Below are 17015 nucleotides of genomic sequence, written 5' to 3'. Positions count from 1 at the left end.
GTCCACCGGGCCGGCCCTGTCGCTGAACTACGCCTGTCCGATGGTTACCCCGGTTTGAGGACTTCCTCGTACAGCTGCACGGTCTTGCGGGCCACCGCGTCCCAGCCGAACTCCCGCACCGCGCGCTCCCGTCCGGCCTCGCCCATCCGCCGGGCCTTCTCGGGGTCGGCGAGCACGGAGTCGAGGGCCAGCGCCAGATCGGCCTCGAAGTTCCCCTCGACCGTCACCAGGACGCCCGTCACGCCGTTGTCGACCACCTCGGGAATCCCGCCGACCCGGGACGCCACCACGGCCGTTCCGCAGGCCATCGCCTCCAGGTTGACGATGCCGAGCGGCTCGTACACCGAGGGGCAGACGAACACGGCGGCGTGCGTGAGGAGTTGGATGACATCGGGGCGCGGCAGCATCTGCGGGATCCAGCGCACTCCCTCGCGTACGCCGCTCAGCTCCTGGAAGAGGTCGCGGAACTCCCGGTCGATCTCCGGGGTGTCGGGGGCGCCCGCGCACAGCACCACCTGCACGACCGGGTCGAGGTGCCGTACCGCACGCAGGAGTTGGGGCACGCCTTTCTGGCGGGTGATGCGGCCGACGAACAGGACGTACGGACGGCCGCTGTCGATGCCGATGCGGTCGAGGACGTCCGTCCCGGGGTCCGGGCTGTAGAGGGAGGTGTCGATGCCGTTGTGGACGACGCGCACCTTGGCCGGGTCCAGGGCCGGGTAGCAGGCCAGGATGTCCTCGCGCATGGCGCCGGAGACGGCGATCACGGCGTCGGCGGCCTCGATGGCGGTGTGCTCGGCCCAGCTGGACAGGGCGTAGCCACCGCCGAGCTGCTCGGCCTTCCAGGGGCGCAGCGGCTCCAGGGAGTGGGCGGTCATGACGTGCGGGATGCCGTGGAGCAGCTTCCCGAAGTGGCCGGCGAGATTGGCGTACCAGGTGTGCGAGTGGACGAGGTCGCGGCCTTCCAGGGCGGCGGCGATGGCGAGGTCCACCGAGAAGGTGCGCAGCGCGTCGTTGGCGCCGTCGAGCGAGGACCAGGGCCGGTGGCGCACGACGCCGCCCGCGGCGCCCTCGCCCCAGCAGTGCACGTCCAACTCCGTGAGGGACCTCAACTCCCGGGCGAGGAACTCGACATGCACCCCGGCACCGCCGTATACGTCCGGCGGATACTCCCGGGTCAGCAGTCCCACTCGCACGCAGAACCCCCCGTAATAGCGTGTGCTGGTGCCCTTCATGGTCACCCAGATGAGGCGGTTGGGGAAGACCACGGACTTCAGGGAGGGCCCGCCGCCCGGTCCGGCGGGCGGTCGAAGCAGCAGTCGCCGCAGAGTCCGCCGCCAGGGAGGCGGTAGTAGAGGCAGCAGCTGCGGCGGCGGAGCGTGCCGGGGGCGAGGGTGCCGGAGAGGTCCGGATGCGCGAAGAGGTCGGCGGCGAGCCCGCGGGCCCGTTCGGCCACGTCCGTACGGCCGTCGGCCTTGGCCCAGCGATCGAGCTGACGCCAGGCGCCCGCCAGGGCCGAGCTCGCGTTGCCCCACAACAGGCGTTCCGAGATGCGGTACCGGGATCGCAGGGCCGCCGCCAGTGGGGCGAGGTGGCGGTCTCGTACGACCTCCCCGATCGCCGTGGCCGGCAGGGCGCGCACCTCGGACAGCCACAGATCGTCCGGAGCGCTGCCGTCCGGATCCCAGTGCAGCAGCTCCGGATCGAGGTCCGGCAGCCGCCCGTACAGCGCGGCGGCGCCGAGCGCGATCGACCACAGCCGGGCCGCGAGGGCCTGCTGCGCCACCGAGACCGCGATACGCGACTCAGGCGCACGAACACTCTGCGCAACCTTGCGAATGCGGAAAGTTAGCGAATCCGCGTAAACCTCTTCGGGGGCGCCGATTCGCGGTGCCGCATAGGCCTGGGCGAGCGTCGGCAGCGGGCCGCGCGGCGCTACGCCGGTGCGTAGTACGAAGAAGCCGCCGAGCGAGCCTAGCGCCGTGAGTTCGGGGTCGAGGTCCACGAAGAGCAGTAGTACCAAGCCCCCTAGGGGATGCCCCCACGGGGACCACACTCTGTGTCGCCCACCCAGGGGAGGACAAAGTGCGTTTCGTACTCCATCGGCAGTAGGACCCAATGCCTGCTCAGGTACGACGACGTGAAGGCATACGCGAGGCATCGTAGTGACTATGAAGGCCGATCGTTCGCCGCGACGGGCACACCGCCCGCGCCGCACGCAGAGGAGGGACTCATGAGCGCACTCGCGCTGTCCGTCCTGCTCTCGTTCGTCTCCGCCGTAGCGTACGCGGGCGGCGCGATCGTGCAGGAGCAGGTCGCACTGACCTCTCCCGACCAGACGTACGCGCCGATGCGCCGTCCGGGCTGGTGGGCGGCCGTCGCCCTGAGCGGCCTCGGCGGAGTGCTGCATGTGGCGGCGCTCGCCTACGGCCCGCTGAGCCTGGTGCAGCCGTTGGGCGCGCTGACCATCGTGTTCGCCCTCCCCATGGCGGCGCTCTTCGTCGGCCGCAAGGCCGGGGCGACCGCCTGGCGCGGCGCGATCATGGCCACGGTGGGCCTCGCGGTGCTGCTGTCCCTGGTCGGCTCGGCCGATGCGCAATCCCTGAGCGACGCACAGATCACGGTGCTGGCCGTGGTGGCGGGCGGCTCGGTGGCGGCGTTCATGGTGGCGGGCCGCGCCGCGCACCGGCACCCGGCCGCGCGCAGCGCGATGCTCGCGGTCGGATCGGGCATCGCCTTCAGCATGTCCTCCGTGTACACGAAGACGGTCGCGGTGGACTGGTCGAACCAGGTCTCGCTCTCCGACCTGCCCAGCCTCGCCCTCATAGGTGTCTTCGCGACGGCCGGAATGCTGCTGTCGCAGGCCGCCTACCGGGGCGGCGGCCTCGCGGCGCCGCTGGCCACGCTGACGGTCGTGAACCCGGTCGTGGCGGCCGCCGTCGGCATCACGATGTTCGGCGAGACGTTCCGGTACGGCGAGACGGGCACCCTGCTCGCGCTGGGCTGCGGCGTGGTCGCCGCGGGCGGTCTGATCCTCCTCACGACGGAGCAGATCGGCAGCACCCGGCGCACGGCCGATGTCGCCGCACCCGCTGCTCCGGCGGCCGGTGACGCCGATGCCGAATCGGACCCTGCCGTGTCGGCCTCCGTCGAGAAGCTGCTGCTCGCGGGGCTTCCCGAGCAGCAGCGCCACCTCGCTCAGACCCGCGAGGACAGGTTCGCCGCGGACCGCGAGGACAGGTTCGTACCGGCCGAGGACAGGTTCGTACCGCCTGAGGACGTCTTCGTGCTGACCGAGGACGTCTTCATACCGGCTCCGGCGGCGGTGCCTGCCGCGGAGGGCTCGTCCGAGAAGGACGGGCCGCCCGGCGAGCCGGCGTATGTCGGCCCCTTGTGCGGGCTCTACATACCGACGCCCGTCCTCGACCACCACCGCACGCGCGTCAAATCCTGACGCCGCCCGCCCTCAAGTAGGCCGCCGGGTCGATGTCAGAGCCGAAGCCGGGCCCCGTCCGCACCTCGAAGTGCAGATGCGGGCCCGTGCTGTTGCCCGTGGAGCCGGAGCGGCCGATCCGCTGGCCGCCCACCACGCTCTGCCCGTCCTTCACGGAGATCGCCGACAGATGGGCGTACTGCGTGAAGTGGCCGTCGGCGTGCCGGATCACCACCTGGTAGCCGAACGAGCCGCCCCAGCCCGCGGTGACCACGTGGCCCGCGGCGACCGCCTCCACCGAGGTGCCGGTCGGCACGGGGAAGTCGACGCCCGTGTGGTAGCCCTTCGACCAGGACGCACCGGCGGCACGGTAGGGCGTGCCGGTCGCGGCCTTCACCGGGGCGACGAAAGTGTGGGTCTTCTTGACCGGGTCCGAGGAGGTCTTCTTGACCGAGGACTTCTCCGTCGGCGCGGGCGCGCTCTCCGTCTGCGCCGGCGCCTGGGCCTTGCCACGCAGGTTCAGCCGCTGGCCCGGCAGGATCAGGTCCGGGTCGGAGCCGACGGCCTTGCGGTTCGCGGCGTACAGCTGCTGCCAGCCGCCCTGGACGTTGCGGGAGTCGGCGATGCCGGAGAGTGTGTCGCCGTGGATGACGGTGTACATCTCGGCGGTGCCGGCCTGTGACTGGGGGGTGGTCTGCGGTTGTACGTCGCGGACGGAGCGCTTGGCCGTCTGGGGTGCGGTGCTGGACGGGTCGGCGGTGGGGCTGATGTCGGGGGTGTCGCCACCCCGGGTGAGGCCCGCGCGGACCGAGCAGACCGGCCAGGCACCGGGGCCCTGGCCCTTCAACACCTTCTCGGCGATGGCGATCTGCTGGTCCTTGGTGGCCTGATCCGCGCGCTGTGCGTAGACCTTGCCGCCGTAGGCCTCCCAGGTGGACTGGGTGAACTGCAGTCCGCCGTAGTAGCCGTTGCCGGTGTTGATGCTCCAGTTGTTGGTGGATTCGCAGGCGGCCACCTTGTTCCAGGTGTCCACGTCGGCCGCGTGCGCGACGCCGGTGCCGATGAGCGGGAGTGCCATTCCGGCGCCGCCCGCGGTGACGGTGAGTGAGGCGCGATTGATCCTGTTCGGCTGATACCGGCGGTGCCGGCCGCGTACGGCCATGTGGGAGCCCCCTAGACATGCGTCAGGAGCGGCAAAAGTAAGCGCTGCGAACAGGCCATGACAAGGGTGCAATCGGTCGTACTGCGCCGCCGGTGGCCTGGATGACAACCTCCGCTGACGTCGGGTCACTTCGCCGCAGGCGGCGGCGAGTGAGGTGATGCCGGGTCGTTCGGGCGGTCTGTCGGCCGCCTCCGCGGCCTGACCTTCACCGGGAACATCGACCACGCCGTCGCAGGCGGCCCGATCCGCATGGGAACCCGGGACGTCTCCCGGGTCGCCTGATCAAGGTCCGCAGGCTTCCTCCGGCCATCGTCGTCTGCGCGCAGGGCCTGATCACAGCGGCGATCACCGCCGGTACCCGGGCGTACCGGCGACCGGACCGGCTGAAAGTCGCCGCCGTGCCGACACGCCCAGCGATGAGGCACCAGGGGGTAATTCTGCGTACACATCCTCGACGCGTCAGGATGGCCAGAGGCAACACTGACGAGTACGACTGACAGCACCGAACAGCAGCACCGATTACAGGACCTCTTGCAGGACCTCTTAGGAGCCAACGGTATGAGCACTTCAGCCCAGATCGGCGTCACTGGTCTCGCGGTCATGGGGCGCAACCTCGCCCGCAACTTCGCACGGAACGGCTATACGGTCGCCCTGCACAACCGCACCGTGGCCCGGACCAACGCGTTGGTGGAGGAATTCGGCCATGAGGGCGAGTTCGTGGCGGCGGAGACCGCGAAGGAGTTCGTGGCCGCGCTGGAGCGACCGCGGCGCCTGGTGATCATGGTGAAGGCCGGTGAGCCGACCGACGCGGTGATCCAGGAGTTCGCCCCGCTCCTGGAGCCCGGCGACATGATCATCGACGGTGGCAACGCGCACTTCGCGGACACCCGGCGCCGGGAGCGCGAACTGCGCGGCCAGGGCATCCACTTCGTCGGCACGGGCGTCTCCGGCGGCGAGGAGGGCGCGCTGAACGGGCCGAGCATCATGCCGGGCGGCTCGCCCGAATCGTACGAGTCGCTCGGCCCGATGCTGGAGAAGATCTCCGCGAAGGCGGCCGACGGCGCTCCCTGCGTGACGCACGTCGGTCCCGACGGAGCCGGGCACTTCGTGAAGATGGTGCACAACGGCATCGAGTACGCCGACATGCAGCTGATCGGCGAGGCGTACCAGTTGCTGCGCGATGTCGCCGGGTACTCCCCCGCGCAGATCGCCGACATCTTCCGCACCTGGAACACCGGTCGGCTCGACTCCTACCTGATCGAGATCACGGCCGAGGTCCTGTCGCACGTGGACGCGGCGACGGGCAAGCCGTTCGTGGACGTGGTGGAGGACCGGGCGGAGCAGAAGGGCACCGGTCGCTGGACCGTGCAGATCGCCCTCGACCTCGGCGTGCCGGTCTCCGGTATCGCGGAGGCGGTCTTCGCCCGCTCGCTGTCGGGGCACGCCGATCTGCGGGCCGCCTCGCGCGGACTCGCGGGCCCGAAGGCGACGCAGCTCGGGGAGTCCGAGGCGGCGGCCTTCGCGGACCGGGTGGAGCAGGCGCTGTACGCCTCGAAGATCGTGTCGTACACGCAGGGCTTCCACGAGATCAGCGCGGGCAGCGACGAGTACGACTGGAACATCGACCTCGGCTCCGTCTCCTCGATCTGGCGCGGCGGCTGCATCATCCGGGCGGCCTTCCTGGACCGTATCCGGGCCGCGTACGACGCCCGGCCCGATCTGCCGAGCCTGCTGTCCGACGACACGTTCGCGCAGGAGATCGCGGCGGCTCAGGACGACTGGCGGGAGGTCCTCGTGGCCGCCACCCAGCAGGGCGTGCCCGCGCCCGGTTTCTCCGCGGCCCTCGCCTACTACGACGCGCTGCGCGCCGAGCGTCTGCCCGCCGCCCTGACGCAGGGGCAGCGGGACTTCTTCGGGGCGCACACGTATCGGCGGACGGACCGGGAGGGTTCGTTCCACACGCTGTGGGGCGACGACCGGTCGGAGGTCGAGGCCTGAGCGCGGTCATCACGCGCCACTGAGGCCGCCATGTCCCCGGTTCCGGGGACATGACGGCCTCGCCGCGTACGAGAGGGTCCATGGGGGCCTTGGATCCCATGGACCCGCTCGCGTTTCAGGAGAGCGGTCGCGGTTCGGGCTCCGGCACCGGCTCGGGGCCCGGCGGCTTCGGGATCGGGGACGGGGGCGGGGGAGGCTCCGGTGCCGGGTGGGGGCCCGGATCCGGAGTCGGGTCCGGGACAGGCTGCGGGTCCGGGACAGGCTGCGGTTCCGGGAAGGGTTGCGGGCGGTCCGGGCCCGGCCCGGGTGTCGGGCCCGGCCTCACCGGATCGGGGAACGGATGCGTCATGGTGTCCTCCAGCCAGTCAATACATCGGCCCTGGGACTTGTCCCACACATACCCGGTCCCCGCGCACCCACTCACCCCGTCGCGCGAGGGACGCGGACCAGGTGGGTCTACTCGACGTGCGCCACCGTCACCTACCGCACCGCGGCCGCCCCGGCGGCGAGACCCGGGCGAGGGCTCGACAGAACCGGGGTCGAGGTCGTGGTCAGATGCTGGGCCGGAGCCATGGACCCCTGGGCGAGGACGATCGCGTCGGCGTCGGTGACCGCGTCGGTGGCGGCCGCCACGGCGCGGGCGCAGCCGTCCGTGTCGCCTGCCTCGAAGAGCGTCCACGCGCCCTCGACCAGCACGGTACGGACCTCGACGCGACGCCCGGCGCGACGGGCCTCCTCCTCGACGAGGGCGACCGTCGGCTCGAGCGTGCTCTCCACGGTCGCGAGGACGACGACGCGCGGGCCCGCGGTCACCGCGGCGGCGGCCATCGGCCGGTCCGAGCGGAGCACGGGCACCGCTGCGCCCGCCCGTTCCGCGACGCCTCCGATGGTCGAGCAGGTGCACAGCACGGCCCGAACGCCCTCCGCGGCGGCCCGGTCGAGCACCGCCCGCACCTCCTCTGCCACCGCTTCCGGACCGTCGATCCGGGCGCGGGCCAGCAGTCCCTCGTCCACGAAGTGCCGCAGCCGCAAACCCTCGTGCGCCTCGTCACGCAGCGCGTCGAAGACGGGGATGTGCGCGGGCGAGGTGTGCAGCAGAGCGAGCGTTCCGGGCCGGGACTTCACCGACGCCCCGTCGTCAGAAGTGCCGGTCATCAGAAGCGGCCCGGATGTGCCTTGAGCCACTGCACCGCCGCCTCCAGCAACTCCGGGGCGGCCGCCGGAGCCTCCTCGGGGTGGCGTGCCGCCCACTTCACGACGTACGGGCACAGCGGCGCGACCACTATGTCCTCGCGCGCGGCGATGGCGTACAACTCGCGGGCGAGGGAGCCCGCGATGCCCTGCCCCTCGTGCTCGGGTTCCACGATGGTGTGCACGGGGACGAGGGCGCGCGCGGGGGCTTCGAGGACGAAGTACTCGATGTGGCCGACCACTTCCTCCCCGGCCAGTGCCTCCAGGCGTCCGCCCGCCCGGTCGTCGCGGATCTTGATGTCGCTCATGGGTACTCCTTCGCGTCCTCGGGTCCTCTGTCGTCCGACTCCCTGGGCAGAGGTTCAGCCGGTGACCGCCTGTGGGCTGCGCTCCTGGTCCGAGCCCGGCACCGGCTCGGACGGATCGGCCCCCAGGGCCACCATCCGGTTGTCCCGGTCCACGTGCACGACCCGCGGCCGCAGCGCCCGCGCCTCGGCGTCGGAGACCTGAGCGTAACTGATGATGATCACCAGATCTCCGGGATGGACGAGATGGGCCGCCGCCCCGTTGATCCCGACCACTCCGGAGCCGCGCTCGCCCTCGATGACGTACGTCTCCAGGCGGGCGCCGTTAGTGATGTCGACGATGTGGACGAGTTCGCCGGGCAGCAGATCGGCGGCGTCGAGAAGGTCGGCGTCGATGGTGACGGATCCGACGTAGTGCAGATCGGCCTGCGTGACCGTGGCACGGTGGATCTTCGACTTGAACATGGTACGCAGCATTGAGGCACTCCCGGACCTAGGCTCCCTGCCTGCGTTTTTGCAGGTCAAGGGCTGTTTCCTTACCTTACGACGAGTCGCATGTTCGGGCAGCATTCGCAGGGTTTTTGAGGACTCATGCTGACCAATTGCTGACTTCTCTGACGCACCGTCAGGCAGCGTCCTGGGTCCATCGAGCTCCCCAGACCTGCTGCCACAACGACGGCGACCAGCCTACGCACCGGCCTTCACTGGCCTCCGTGACCTTCGCCACTGCCGGCCTGCACGGTCCAGATGTCTGCGCCGGCGGGACCGCCCCGCCCACGGACGGTCTGCCCTGCGTTCGGCGGGTTGCGGACGCGGCCGTACAGACCGTCGAGTACAGCCACGGCTCGTTCGGCCCAGGATGGTGTCCCGCCGAGTGGTGTAGCCGGTCGAGGTCGTGAACGCGCCGGTCTCTGCTCGGGGCGTGCATCCGCTGTCGGTGAGTGGTCCCTGACGAGGGGCAGGCCATCGCGCAAGTCTCCCTAGCGAACGGGCAGTTCGACCGGAGGAGCGCACGATGGCCTTGTCCCAGTCTGACCTGATGCGGCTGCTGGAGTCACTACGTACGGCCGACGGAGTTGAGACGATCAGGGTGCTGTGCGAGCGCATCCTGCAGGAACTCATCGAGGCCGGGGCAACCGAAGCCATCGGTGCCGCCCCGGGCGAGCACTCGAGTGAGCGCACGACCTGGCGCAACGGCCACCGCGACCGGCTGCTGACCACCCAGGCCGGCGACCTCGACTTGAAGATCCCGAAGGTGCGGACCGGGTCGTTCTTCCCCTCCCTGCTGGAGCGACGCCGGCGCATCGACCGGGCCCTGTTCGCGACCACGCTGGTGAGGGCTCTGCTAGTCCTGACGAACCGTGAAGTCGCCCGCTGACCGACGATCTTGACCGGAGTCATCCGCCCGCAACCAGCCCGAGCACCCTGAAGCCCGCGCACACCAGACCCGCGACCAGCAACTTCACGATGCATACCGCCCATTGGGCCAACCATGAGGGGCCGTGCAAGGTTCGGCTTCAACAGTCGAACACCGACCAGCAGATCTCGTTGCGCAGCCGCTGGTCATCAAGTACGAGCTCGCGGATCGCCTCCGGGAGCTGATTGCGCTGCCACTGGCACTCGAGTCGTCCCGCGGTCTCGCTCTCGCCTTCCGGTGCCGCTGCACGTGCGGCCTTGATCGCGTAGGCGGCCGCGCCGAGCTCGTGCGCGGCGACGTGGGCGACGGCCCCGGCCTGGCCGGCGGCGTACGCGGCATGTCGTGCTGCCCCACGCAGGTCTCTGGCTGCCCCCATCGCATGGCCGCCCGCCGCGCGAGCCTGCATCATCTTGACCTCGCCACGCACCCATGCCCGGGCATGCTCGATCGCCTGGCGTGGCCGCGGGTCCCCAGGCTGGGCCGACTCGAAGAGGCCAAGGACGTGCTCTGCACACGAGGCAGCCCATAGAGCGAGGAGACGGTGATCCGCATCAGTGAGAGTCCCACCACGGCGGATCGTCACGAAGCGAGGGTCCCGGACCTTCGGGAGGATCATGACTTGCAGTCCCTCCTGCGCGCATCGGCGCCACTCGCTGCGGTGTGCCCTGGCGGCCGGTCAGCCGCCTGGCGCAGGGAATGATCCAGAGTGCTCGCCAGACCCCTACGGCAAGCACAGCAGAACCCGAGAACCACTCCAGCTGACCGGTCGGACGATCTTCGCCGTGGACACCGGCCGCCGATCAGCACGAGTCCCCCTACCGCCCCTCACACCAGACCCATGACCTGCAACTTCACGATGCACACTACTCACTGGATCCGAAGACGCCGACAGTGGAAGAACCAGGAAGCGGCCACCCGCATGCCTAAGTTCGCCCTCAACGTGATCTGGATGTGGCTGATCGTCGTCCTGTCGATCTCCACGCAGTACACGTGAGAGTCAGGGGCAGTGCTGCCGCCGACCCTGTCTTCCGGCAACTGGCCTGGGAGGCACCACCCGCCCAGACGGAGCGAAGCAAGCGCGACACGGCTCCCAGCTGCCCGTGCGGAGCACTGACGCAGTTACGCCTCAGCCTCGTGCGACGTACTGCACGAACCGCGTCCAGCCTGCCAGCTTTACTGAGAAGTGTGGGCCCGTCACGTCCTTGGAGTCCCGTACGCAGATGGCCTGTTCGGTGACGGCGACCTCTACGCAGCTGTCGCCCTGGGTGCCGCTGTAGCTTGACTTGAACCAGGCGAGTTCGGTCGTACTCATAGCTCTCCTCGCAGTCGCTCCAGCAGGCCCCGCGACTCTTTGGGGTTCAAGGCCTGCGAGCGCAGTGTGTCATAGCACTGGTAGAGGAGGCTCACCTCTTTCGCGTCGCTGATCAGGCGGCCGTTCTGCTGCCCTTCGGAGTACGCGAGCCGCCGCCGCTCAGGGGTCTCCAACAACTGCACGGGACCGTCCAGGCAGGCATGGGATTCGGCATCCAGCGGCATGATTTGCAGCGTCACATTGCGCGGTGCGGTCAGTTCCAGCACGTGGTGGAGCAGCCCCCGCGTCACCTCACGCCCACCAAGCCGACGCCGGAACAGGTGCTCCTCGACGATGAAGCTGAACGGCACATTCGGCCGCTCTTACAGCATCTTCTGCCGCTCCATCCGCGCAACGACCTGGGCCTCCAACTGCTCATCCGACAGCGGCGGAATGCTGTTGTCGAACACCGCCCGCGCATACCCCTCCGACTGCAACAACCCCGGCACCAGCCTGCACTCATACGTACACAGGCTCACCGCAACCTTCTCCAGCCGAGCCCACCGCCGGAACCAAGCCGCCAGCCCCGCCTCACCCCGCGTCAGATGCCCGGCCGCCTTCCGCAGCGCCCCCGTGTTCCCCAGCACCTCCTCCGCCCGCTCCACGAACGACTCGTCGGGCATCCGCCGCCCCAACTCCACCGATTCCACGGTGTGTTTGGAGAACCTGACCCGCGCCCCGAAGTCCACCCGGCTCAGCCCGGCATGCTCGCGAAGGGCCTGGACGACGGCCCCGAAGGTCCGCAGACTGTCGGAAGGATCGGGCTCGCGCTCCCAGTCGCAAGCCGTCAGGTCACTGCTGTCCGTCATACGCGGCCACCTCCAGGTGCGTACGTCCTCTGCGGCATCCCCGCGATCGACTCACAGTGACGGCAAGATCCCCGTACTGTCCACAAAACGTGCTCGTACGCTGACGCAGCGTACGAGCCGCGCTACTGGAACACACCCCCGCACGCCCGCCACCGTTTCCCCATGAACGTCTCCACGCCCCAACTCTGCGCTACCGTACGCACGTTCGCGCAGCGACTCTCCTCCACCCGCCGCGGCGCCCGCCTCGCCCGGCTCCTGGCCGTGGAACGGCTGTCAGCATGGGAGATGTCACCCCGAGTCATCGAGCGAGCGGAACACGTCGTTGCGGAGCTGGCCGCCAACGCGGCGCTGCACGGTCGCGTCCAGGGCCGCGACTTCCTGCTGGCACTGACGCTGGACGAAGCGGCCGGCACCCTGCGCATCGCGGTAAGCGACACTCGGGGCGAGTGTTGCCCCGCGATCCCCCCGGAGCAGGGCCCGGACGACGAGTCGGGCCGCGGCCTGCTCCTGGTCGACGCACTGGCCGACCGCTGGGGCACGGACCCCCGCCTGCCCTCCGGCAAGACCGTGTGGGCGGAGCTACTCTGCCACCCAAGCCGGCAACAGTCCTCCACCCGCCGGCCGTGAGACTTCCCCGTTCCCCATCACTCGGCACGATCAAAGCGGTACGGTCACCACAGGCGGACGCGAGGGGGCGCACGGCCCTCCGACGTCCATGGAACGACGGGGGTTGCCGGTGGCGCAGGACACGACGGGCGATGCGGACGGCCGAGGCCTCTTCGACGACTTCGGGGCCTTCCGGACGCCGACCAACGAGGACTTCACGGCCGTACTGACCAACGGTCTGGTCGCACCCGACGCCAACGTCCTGCTGAACCTCTACCGGTACACAGAGCAGGCGCGCGGCGACCTGCTGCGCGCGCTCGGTGCTCTGGAGAGCCGGCTGTGGGTGCCCCACCAGGCGCTCGTGGAGTTCTGGCGGAACCGCGAAAGCACGCTCAGCGACGCCCGGTCATCCGGCGCGCAGGCCGCCGAGGACATGGCCGCTCACTCGGCGCAGGCGGAGCGGACTCTGCGCGCCTGGGCCAACCGCGTCGCCCTGTCCGAGGACGAGACCGAGCGCCTGCGCGGTCAACTCGACGAGGTTTTCGGCGACGTGCAGGAGACGATCGTCAAGGTCGGTGAGGGCGAGTGGCAGAACATCACGCAGAACACGAGCGCCGACCCGGTCATCGCGAAACTGGAGCCCGCCCTCGACGGCCGAGTCGGTGCTCCACTGAGCCGGGAGGACCACGACAAGGCGATCACGGAGGGCATGCGTCGGGTCGAGAAGCGGCTGCCGCCGGGTTACATGGACAAGACGAAGGACGGCGTGGGGGCCGCCGCCGACTATCTCGTCTGGGAGCAGATCCTCCGCGAGGCCGCCCGCCGTCAATGCGACGTGCTGTTCGTGACGGCGGACGCCAAGGAGGACTGGTGGCGCAAGGAGCAGGGCTTCAACCGCGGCCCCCGGCCGGAGCTGACCGAGGAACTCAGGGCCCGCGGCGGCGGCCGGCTCTTCATGCTCACGCCCAAGCGATTCCTGGAAGTCGCCGCCCCGATCCTGGACTTCAGTCTCCAGGAGGGCTCAGTCGAGGACATCGAACGGGTCGAGCGCATCGGAACGGAGGAGACGTACGGGGGCTGGACGGCCGACGCGCTCCAGGAACTCTTCGACCGGCTGACCTACGAGGGCTACGCGGACCGGGTCGACGTGATCAAGTACGCCACCGAGGTGGACGGCGTCGCGGACGCCAAGAGCGTCTACGACATCTGTCAGTACCCCGAAGACCGCTCCCTCCGAGGCTTCACCAAGCCGGTCACCCGCATCACCCGCCTGCTGGGAAGCCTGGGGAAGATTCCGGACTCGGCCGTCCAGGTCCTCACGGCCGAATACGCGTCGGGGCCGGGTCCCGCCTCCGGCTTCTCGGTCCACCCGCTCCTCGTACCGCTGGTCAATGACCTGACGGAGGAGGACCCCGCGTAGTCCCCCACCCCGGTGCCGAACAGTGGCCGCGCAGCCATGTAGAACGAGTAGTACAGTGGACGAATGAGTGACAGCGCGGAGGTCCCGCTGAGGGAGCTCAACCAGCAGACATCGCGTGTCCTGGCCCGAGTGGCGGCTGGAGAGACAGTGACCATCACGAAGGACGGCGTCCCGATAGGAGACATCGTGCCCCGCGGTGCGCTGACGGGCCGACCCGCGTACCCGTTTCGCACCGATCCCATGGGCGACCTGGACATCCCGGACTTGGGCGGCCCCGTGCTTGACGACGAGGAGATCGAGACGACGCTACGGGGGATGGGCGAAGACGTGGCCGGGGGGACCGATGCCTGACATCCCGGTCGCCATCGCCGACACGAACGCCCTGTACCGACTGTTCACACCGAAGGACCCCCGCCACTCCGCTCACCGGGAAGCTCTCGCACGAACGGGGCACCTCGTGGTCTCATCCATGGTGCTCACCGAACTGGACTACCTGCTGACCTCACGAGTCGGCACCAAGGCCGCCATGAACGCGCTGGACTTCATCACCGGCCAGGCGGAGGCCCGCCGGTTCGAGGTCCCCGACACCGCACCACACCTGAGAAGTGCCATGGCGGTGATGCGCGGGTACGTCGACGCGGACGGCGGTGCGGGAGTGGGTCTGGCGGACGCGATGAACGTTGCCCTGGCGGCGGCCTTCCAGACGGCCGATATCTTCACGACGGACGGCCACTTTCGCATGATGCGGCCACTGACCGGGCAGCCCTCCTTCCGGCTGCTCCCCGACGACCTGTGACAGCCGATTGAGCGGCGAGACGGTGCAGGCCGACGTCTCCCCCCGGCCCGCAACCCTCGTGGTCACCACGCAACACGTGGCTTCAGTCGGTGAGTTGTGCGGCTTGACCCTCTTCGGCAAAAACCGGCCCACCGATGTCGGCGTCCCCTTGCCAGTAGCCGGGGCGAACCGCGGTGAAACACCACGGGCGCGACTTCTTAGGGGAAAACCTGGAGGTCCTCGCCCGCCCGGGACGTGTGCCGACCGGGCGGGCGAGGACGTTCGGGGCCGCGCCGGCAGGTGCCCGGCGCGGGTAGGTCAGGCGGGCGGCGCTCCCCAGGCCCGCGTGGTCGCGAGGTATGCGGGGATCGTTGGGGAATCGGTGTACGTGGTGGAGGTGCCGCGGCTGTAGTCGCCGGCCTCGTCGAAGTTCGACCAGTCGGACTTGCTCATCCGCAGTTGCAGGTCGCCCGTGTTCTGGCCGGCGGCCAGGGTGCCGCCCGTGAAGCCGACTTCGAGGTAGGCGTCGGCTCCCGGCACGGGCGTGGTCAGGGGTACGACCTTCAGACTGACGTTGGAGCAGCCGACGGCCGCGTAGTCGCACCAGGCGCTGACGGTGGGCGAGCCGCCGTCCCGGGTGAAGTAGTAGCGGGCCGTGACCTTGGTCAGATCGAGGGCGGAGCTGCCGGTGTTGACGATCTGCAGGCCCGGCCGGACGGCGTTGTCGGTGGCTGAGGAGTCGTTGTTCTTGTAGCGGATCTTGAGGCCGCCCGAGGGGTCCGGCGTGCCGCCGGACGTGTCGGTGGTGACGCTCAGCGCGGCGGAAGGCGCCGAGACGTTCCCGGCGGCATCACGGGCGCGGACGGTGTAGCTGTACGCCGTGGCCGCGCTGAGCCCGGTGTCCGTGAACGCGGTGCCGGCCACCGGCGCGGCCGTGACCTTCGTGCCGTCGCGGTAGACGTCGTACCCGCTCACGCCCGTGTCGTCGGTGGACGCCGTCCAGGACAGGGAGACGCTGGACGCGGTCTTCTGGGGGGCCTTCAGGCCGGTCGGCGCGGTCGGCGCGGTGGTGTCACCGCCCGGGGGGGTGCCGCCACCGTCCGTGGGCACGGCCGGGTAGGCGTTCCTCACCAGCATCGCGAACTGCTCGGGGAACCAGTGCCCGGCCAGCGGGGCGTTCGGCAGCGCACCCGTCTTGTTGCCGCCCGCGTTGGGCGCCGTGTACGTCGGGTCGCACATGGGGTCCATGCGCTTGCCCTCGTCGTTGGGGATCTCGGTGCTGGCGCCGTCCGACTCGCCCGGCGGCTTCACCCACAGGTAAGCGTCGAGGTGGGAGTCGGGGTAGTCGGAAGGCGCGGCCTGCGGGGGCTGCCCGAGTCCGGCACCGTTGGCGTTGCACCACAGGCCCCGGTGTGCCCGTCGGTCGACGCGGGATTCGTTGGCATAGGTGTCGAGGGCGGTGCTGGTGCTCTCCGCGGTGGGGCGTCCGGTGCCGCCCCACCCGTTGCGGGAGGTGTCGATCACCATGCCCGTCGACGCGGGCCAGCCGCCCGCCACGAGCGCCTTGTGGACGTTCATGGTGAAGTCCGACTCGTCGAAGTTGGGGTTCCACTCGTAGAACTTGCTGGACTTGACCATGTTCCCGCCGACGGTCTTGTCGGGATCGGGCAGGAACGGCTCTTTGGACGGCGTGTAGTTGGCGACGTTGGTGATCAGCCCGTCGACGCTGGAGACTCCGGCCGCGGTGCCCTTGGCGACATCGGTGTAGAGCTGCACGGTCTGGGACAGGTTGTTGTCCCAGCCGAGCCAGCCGGAGTGCGCGAAGTCCAGGTACGTGTAGACGTTGGGGACGGCGTGCAGCTTGTCGAGGGCGTACTGGACGCCCTTGACGTAGATGCCGGTGCTCTTGGCCTGGGCGCACTCCGGGTCGGCGCTGTTGGTCACGAGGTTGGGCAGGCCGTCCGGCTCGATGACCGTCGTGATGCGGATGTCCTGGTACTTCGGGTTCTTGAAGACGTTCGCGATGGCGTCGATGTACTCGGTCTTGTAGCGGTCCAACCCCGCTTGGGTCAGCGGGAGTTCGCCGTTGGAGGCGAGCGCCGCGCAGTCCCGGCCGGGCAGGTCGTAGACCACGAACGTCGCGGTGATCGGCTGCCCGGGCTTCTTCTGAGCCAGGGCCAGATCGAGGTGGTCGGCCAGGCTCTTGCGTCCGGCGTTTGCGGCACCGCCCTTGATGGCCGCGATGCGGTCGAGCCACACCGCGGTGGGATAGGTCCCCACCTTCTGCATCCTGGCCTTGAGCGTGGCGTCCGAGGTCTGCGCCACCGAGGTGCCGACGAGGTCGGCGTAGTCGGGATTGACGTAGAAGCTCGCTCCGGAGAACGGGTTGTCGACGTGGGCCTCGGCGGCGGCCGCCGGATACCCGGTGAGCTGCCCTGCCAGGCCCAGCGCCAGGGTGACAAGCGCCGCGGCGACCGAGGTCGTCCGGCGCCGTCGGCGGCCCGGTTTCGGCCCGTGTTCCGGTGCTCTGCCGTTTCGGTGTGTCATG

General features: G+C 69.8%; 16 protein-coding genes and 2 pseudogenes. 8 read left to right on the top strand and 10 right to left on the bottom strand.

Annotated elements, in window-relative coordinates; translation table 11 throughout:
- Positions 1-44: 44 nt before the first annotated feature.
- Together glgA and ACX28W_RS10720 are read right to left on the bottom strand one after the other, a co-directional pair.
- Positions 45-1196, bottom strand: coding sequence for a glycogen synthase (gene glgA, locus ACX28W_RS10725; protein ID WP_458998739.1), 1152 nt, complete (start codon positions 1194-1196; stop codon positions 45-47).
- A gap of 77 nt (positions 1197-1273) precedes the next feature.
- Entirely contained in the window at positions 1274-2023 is a 750-nt protein-coding gene (locus ACX28W_RS10720) for a (2Fe-2S)-binding protein (protein ID WP_458998648.1), read from the bottom strand.
- Between the two features lie 210 nt (positions 2024-2233).
- On the opposite strand from ACX28W_RS10720, the gene ACX28W_RS10715 reads away from it, so the two are divergent.
- On the top strand, positions 2234-3454 hold the full coding sequence (locus ACX28W_RS10715; protein ID WP_458998647.1) for a DMT family transporter: 1221 nt from the start codon (positions 2234-2236) through the stop codon (positions 3452-3454).
- Here ACX28W_RS10715 and ACX28W_RS10710 read toward each other — a convergent pair.
- Positions 3444-4595: a transglycosylase family protein gene (locus ACX28W_RS10710; protein ID WP_458998646.1), complete on the bottom strand. Its 1152-nt coding sequence runs from the start codon at positions 4593-4595 to the stop codon at positions 3444-3446. The genes ACX28W_RS10715 and ACX28W_RS10710 overlap by 11 nt on opposite strands.
- Before the next feature lie 558 nt (positions 4596-5153).
- Here ACX28W_RS10710 and gndA point away from each other — a divergent pair.
- Positions 5154-6593: an NADP-dependent phosphogluconate dehydrogenase gene (gene gndA, locus ACX28W_RS10705; RefSeq protein ID WP_458998645.1), complete on the top strand. Its 1440-nt coding sequence runs from the start codon at positions 5154-5156 to the stop codon at positions 6591-6593.
- A 480-nt stretch (positions 6594-7073) separates the two neighbouring features.
- On the opposite strand, the gene ACX28W_RS10700 is transcribed toward gndA, so the two are convergent.
- From ACX28W_RS10700 to panD, 3 genes are read right to left on the bottom strand one after another with little or no spacing between them, the layout of a single operon-like run.
- A complete protein-coding gene (locus ACX28W_RS10700; protein ID WP_458998644.1) occupies positions 7074-7748 on the bottom strand; it encodes an aspartate/glutamate racemase family protein in 675 nt (224 codons plus the stop codon).
- Positions 7748-8092, bottom strand: a complete 345-nt coding sequence (locus ACX28W_RS10695) for a GNAT family N-acetyltransferase (RefSeq protein WP_458998643.1) — start codon at positions 8090-8092, stop codon at positions 7748-7750. Before ACX28W_RS10695 ends, ACX28W_RS10700 begins: the two co-directional genes overlap by 1 nt.
- A 54-nt stretch (positions 8093-8146) precedes the next feature.
- Positions 8147-8566, bottom strand: a complete 420-nt coding sequence (gene panD, locus ACX28W_RS10690) for an aspartate 1-decarboxylase (RefSeq protein ID WP_458998642.1) — start codon at positions 8564-8566, stop codon at positions 8147-8149.
- Between the two features lie 538 nt (positions 8567-9104).
- Here panD and ACX28W_RS10685 point away from each other — a divergent pair.
- Positions 9105-9458 (top strand): annotated as a pseudogene (locus tag ACX28W_RS10685) (transposase); the annotation flags it as partial.
- Positions 9459-9606: 148 nt separating this feature from the next.
- Here the strand turns inward: ACX28W_RS10685 and ACX28W_RS10680 are convergent.
- A complete protein-coding gene (locus ACX28W_RS10680; protein WP_458998641.1) occupies positions 9607-10122 on the bottom strand; it encodes a putative immunity protein in 516 nt (171 codons plus the stop codon).
- 240 nt (positions 10123-10362) lie between these two features.
- Here ACX28W_RS10680 and ACX28W_RS10675 point away from each other — a divergent pair, with 240 nt between their 5' ends.
- Positions 10363-10500, top strand: a complete 138-nt coding sequence (locus ACX28W_RS10675) for a hypothetical protein (RefSeq protein ID WP_458998640.1) — start codon at positions 10363-10365, stop codon at positions 10498-10500.
- Positions 10501-10632: 132 nt separating this feature from the next.
- On the opposite strand, the gene ACX28W_RS10670 is transcribed toward ACX28W_RS10675, so the two are convergent.
- On the bottom strand, positions 10633-10818 hold the full coding sequence (locus ACX28W_RS10670) for a DUF397 domain-containing protein (RefSeq protein ID WP_458998639.1): 186 nt from the start codon (positions 10816-10818) through the stop codon (positions 10633-10635).
- Positions 10815-11666 (bottom strand): annotated as a pseudogene (locus ACX28W_RS10665) (helix-turn-helix domain-containing protein). The gene ACX28W_RS10670 and the pseudogene ACX28W_RS10665 overlap by 4 nt, the downstream one beginning before the upstream one ends.
- 162 nt (positions 11667-11828) lie before the next feature.
- Between ACX28W_RS10665 and ACX28W_RS10660 the strand changes: the two are divergent.
- From ACX28W_RS10660 to ACX28W_RS10645, 4 genes are all read left to right on the top strand, one after another.
- Positions 11829-12293 carry an ATP-binding protein gene (locus ACX28W_RS10660; RefSeq protein ID WP_458998638.1) on the top strand — a complete coding sequence of 155 codons (465 nt, stop codon included), beginning with the start codon at positions 11829-11831 and terminating at the stop codon, positions 12291-12293.
- A 109-nt stretch (positions 12294-12402) separates the two neighbouring features.
- Positions 12403-13692, top strand: a complete 1290-nt coding sequence (locus tag ACX28W_RS10655) for a PIN-like domain-containing protein (RefSeq protein ID WP_458998637.1) — start codon at positions 12403-12405, stop codon at positions 13690-13692.
- A gap of 63 nt (positions 13693-13755) precedes the next feature.
- Complete coding sequence (locus ACX28W_RS10650; RefSeq protein WP_458998636.1) at positions 13756-14043, top strand: type II toxin-antitoxin system Phd/YefM family antitoxin; 288 nt, start codon at positions 13756-13758, stop codon at positions 14041-14043.
- Positions 14036-14488 (top strand): PIN domain-containing protein, encoded by a 453-nt coding sequence (locus tag ACX28W_RS10645; protein ID WP_458998635.1) that lies wholly within the window; start codon positions 14036-14038, stop codon positions 14486-14488. Before ACX28W_RS10650 ends, ACX28W_RS10645 begins: the two co-directional genes overlap by 8 nt.
- Positions 14489-14785: 297 nt before the next feature.
- On the opposite strand, the gene ACX28W_RS10640 is transcribed toward ACX28W_RS10645, so the two are convergent.
- On the bottom strand, positions 14786-17014 hold the full coding sequence (locus tag ACX28W_RS10640) for a glycoside hydrolase family 6 protein (protein WP_458998634.1): 2229 nt from the start codon (positions 17012-17014) through the stop codon (positions 14786-14788).
- Position 17015 lies beyond the last annotated feature (1 nt).

The organism is Streptomyces sp. SD15 (assembly GCF_054462255.1).
Note: the sequence above shows the minus strand (reverse complement) of the source record. Positions and strands in the feature narration are given on the sequence as shown.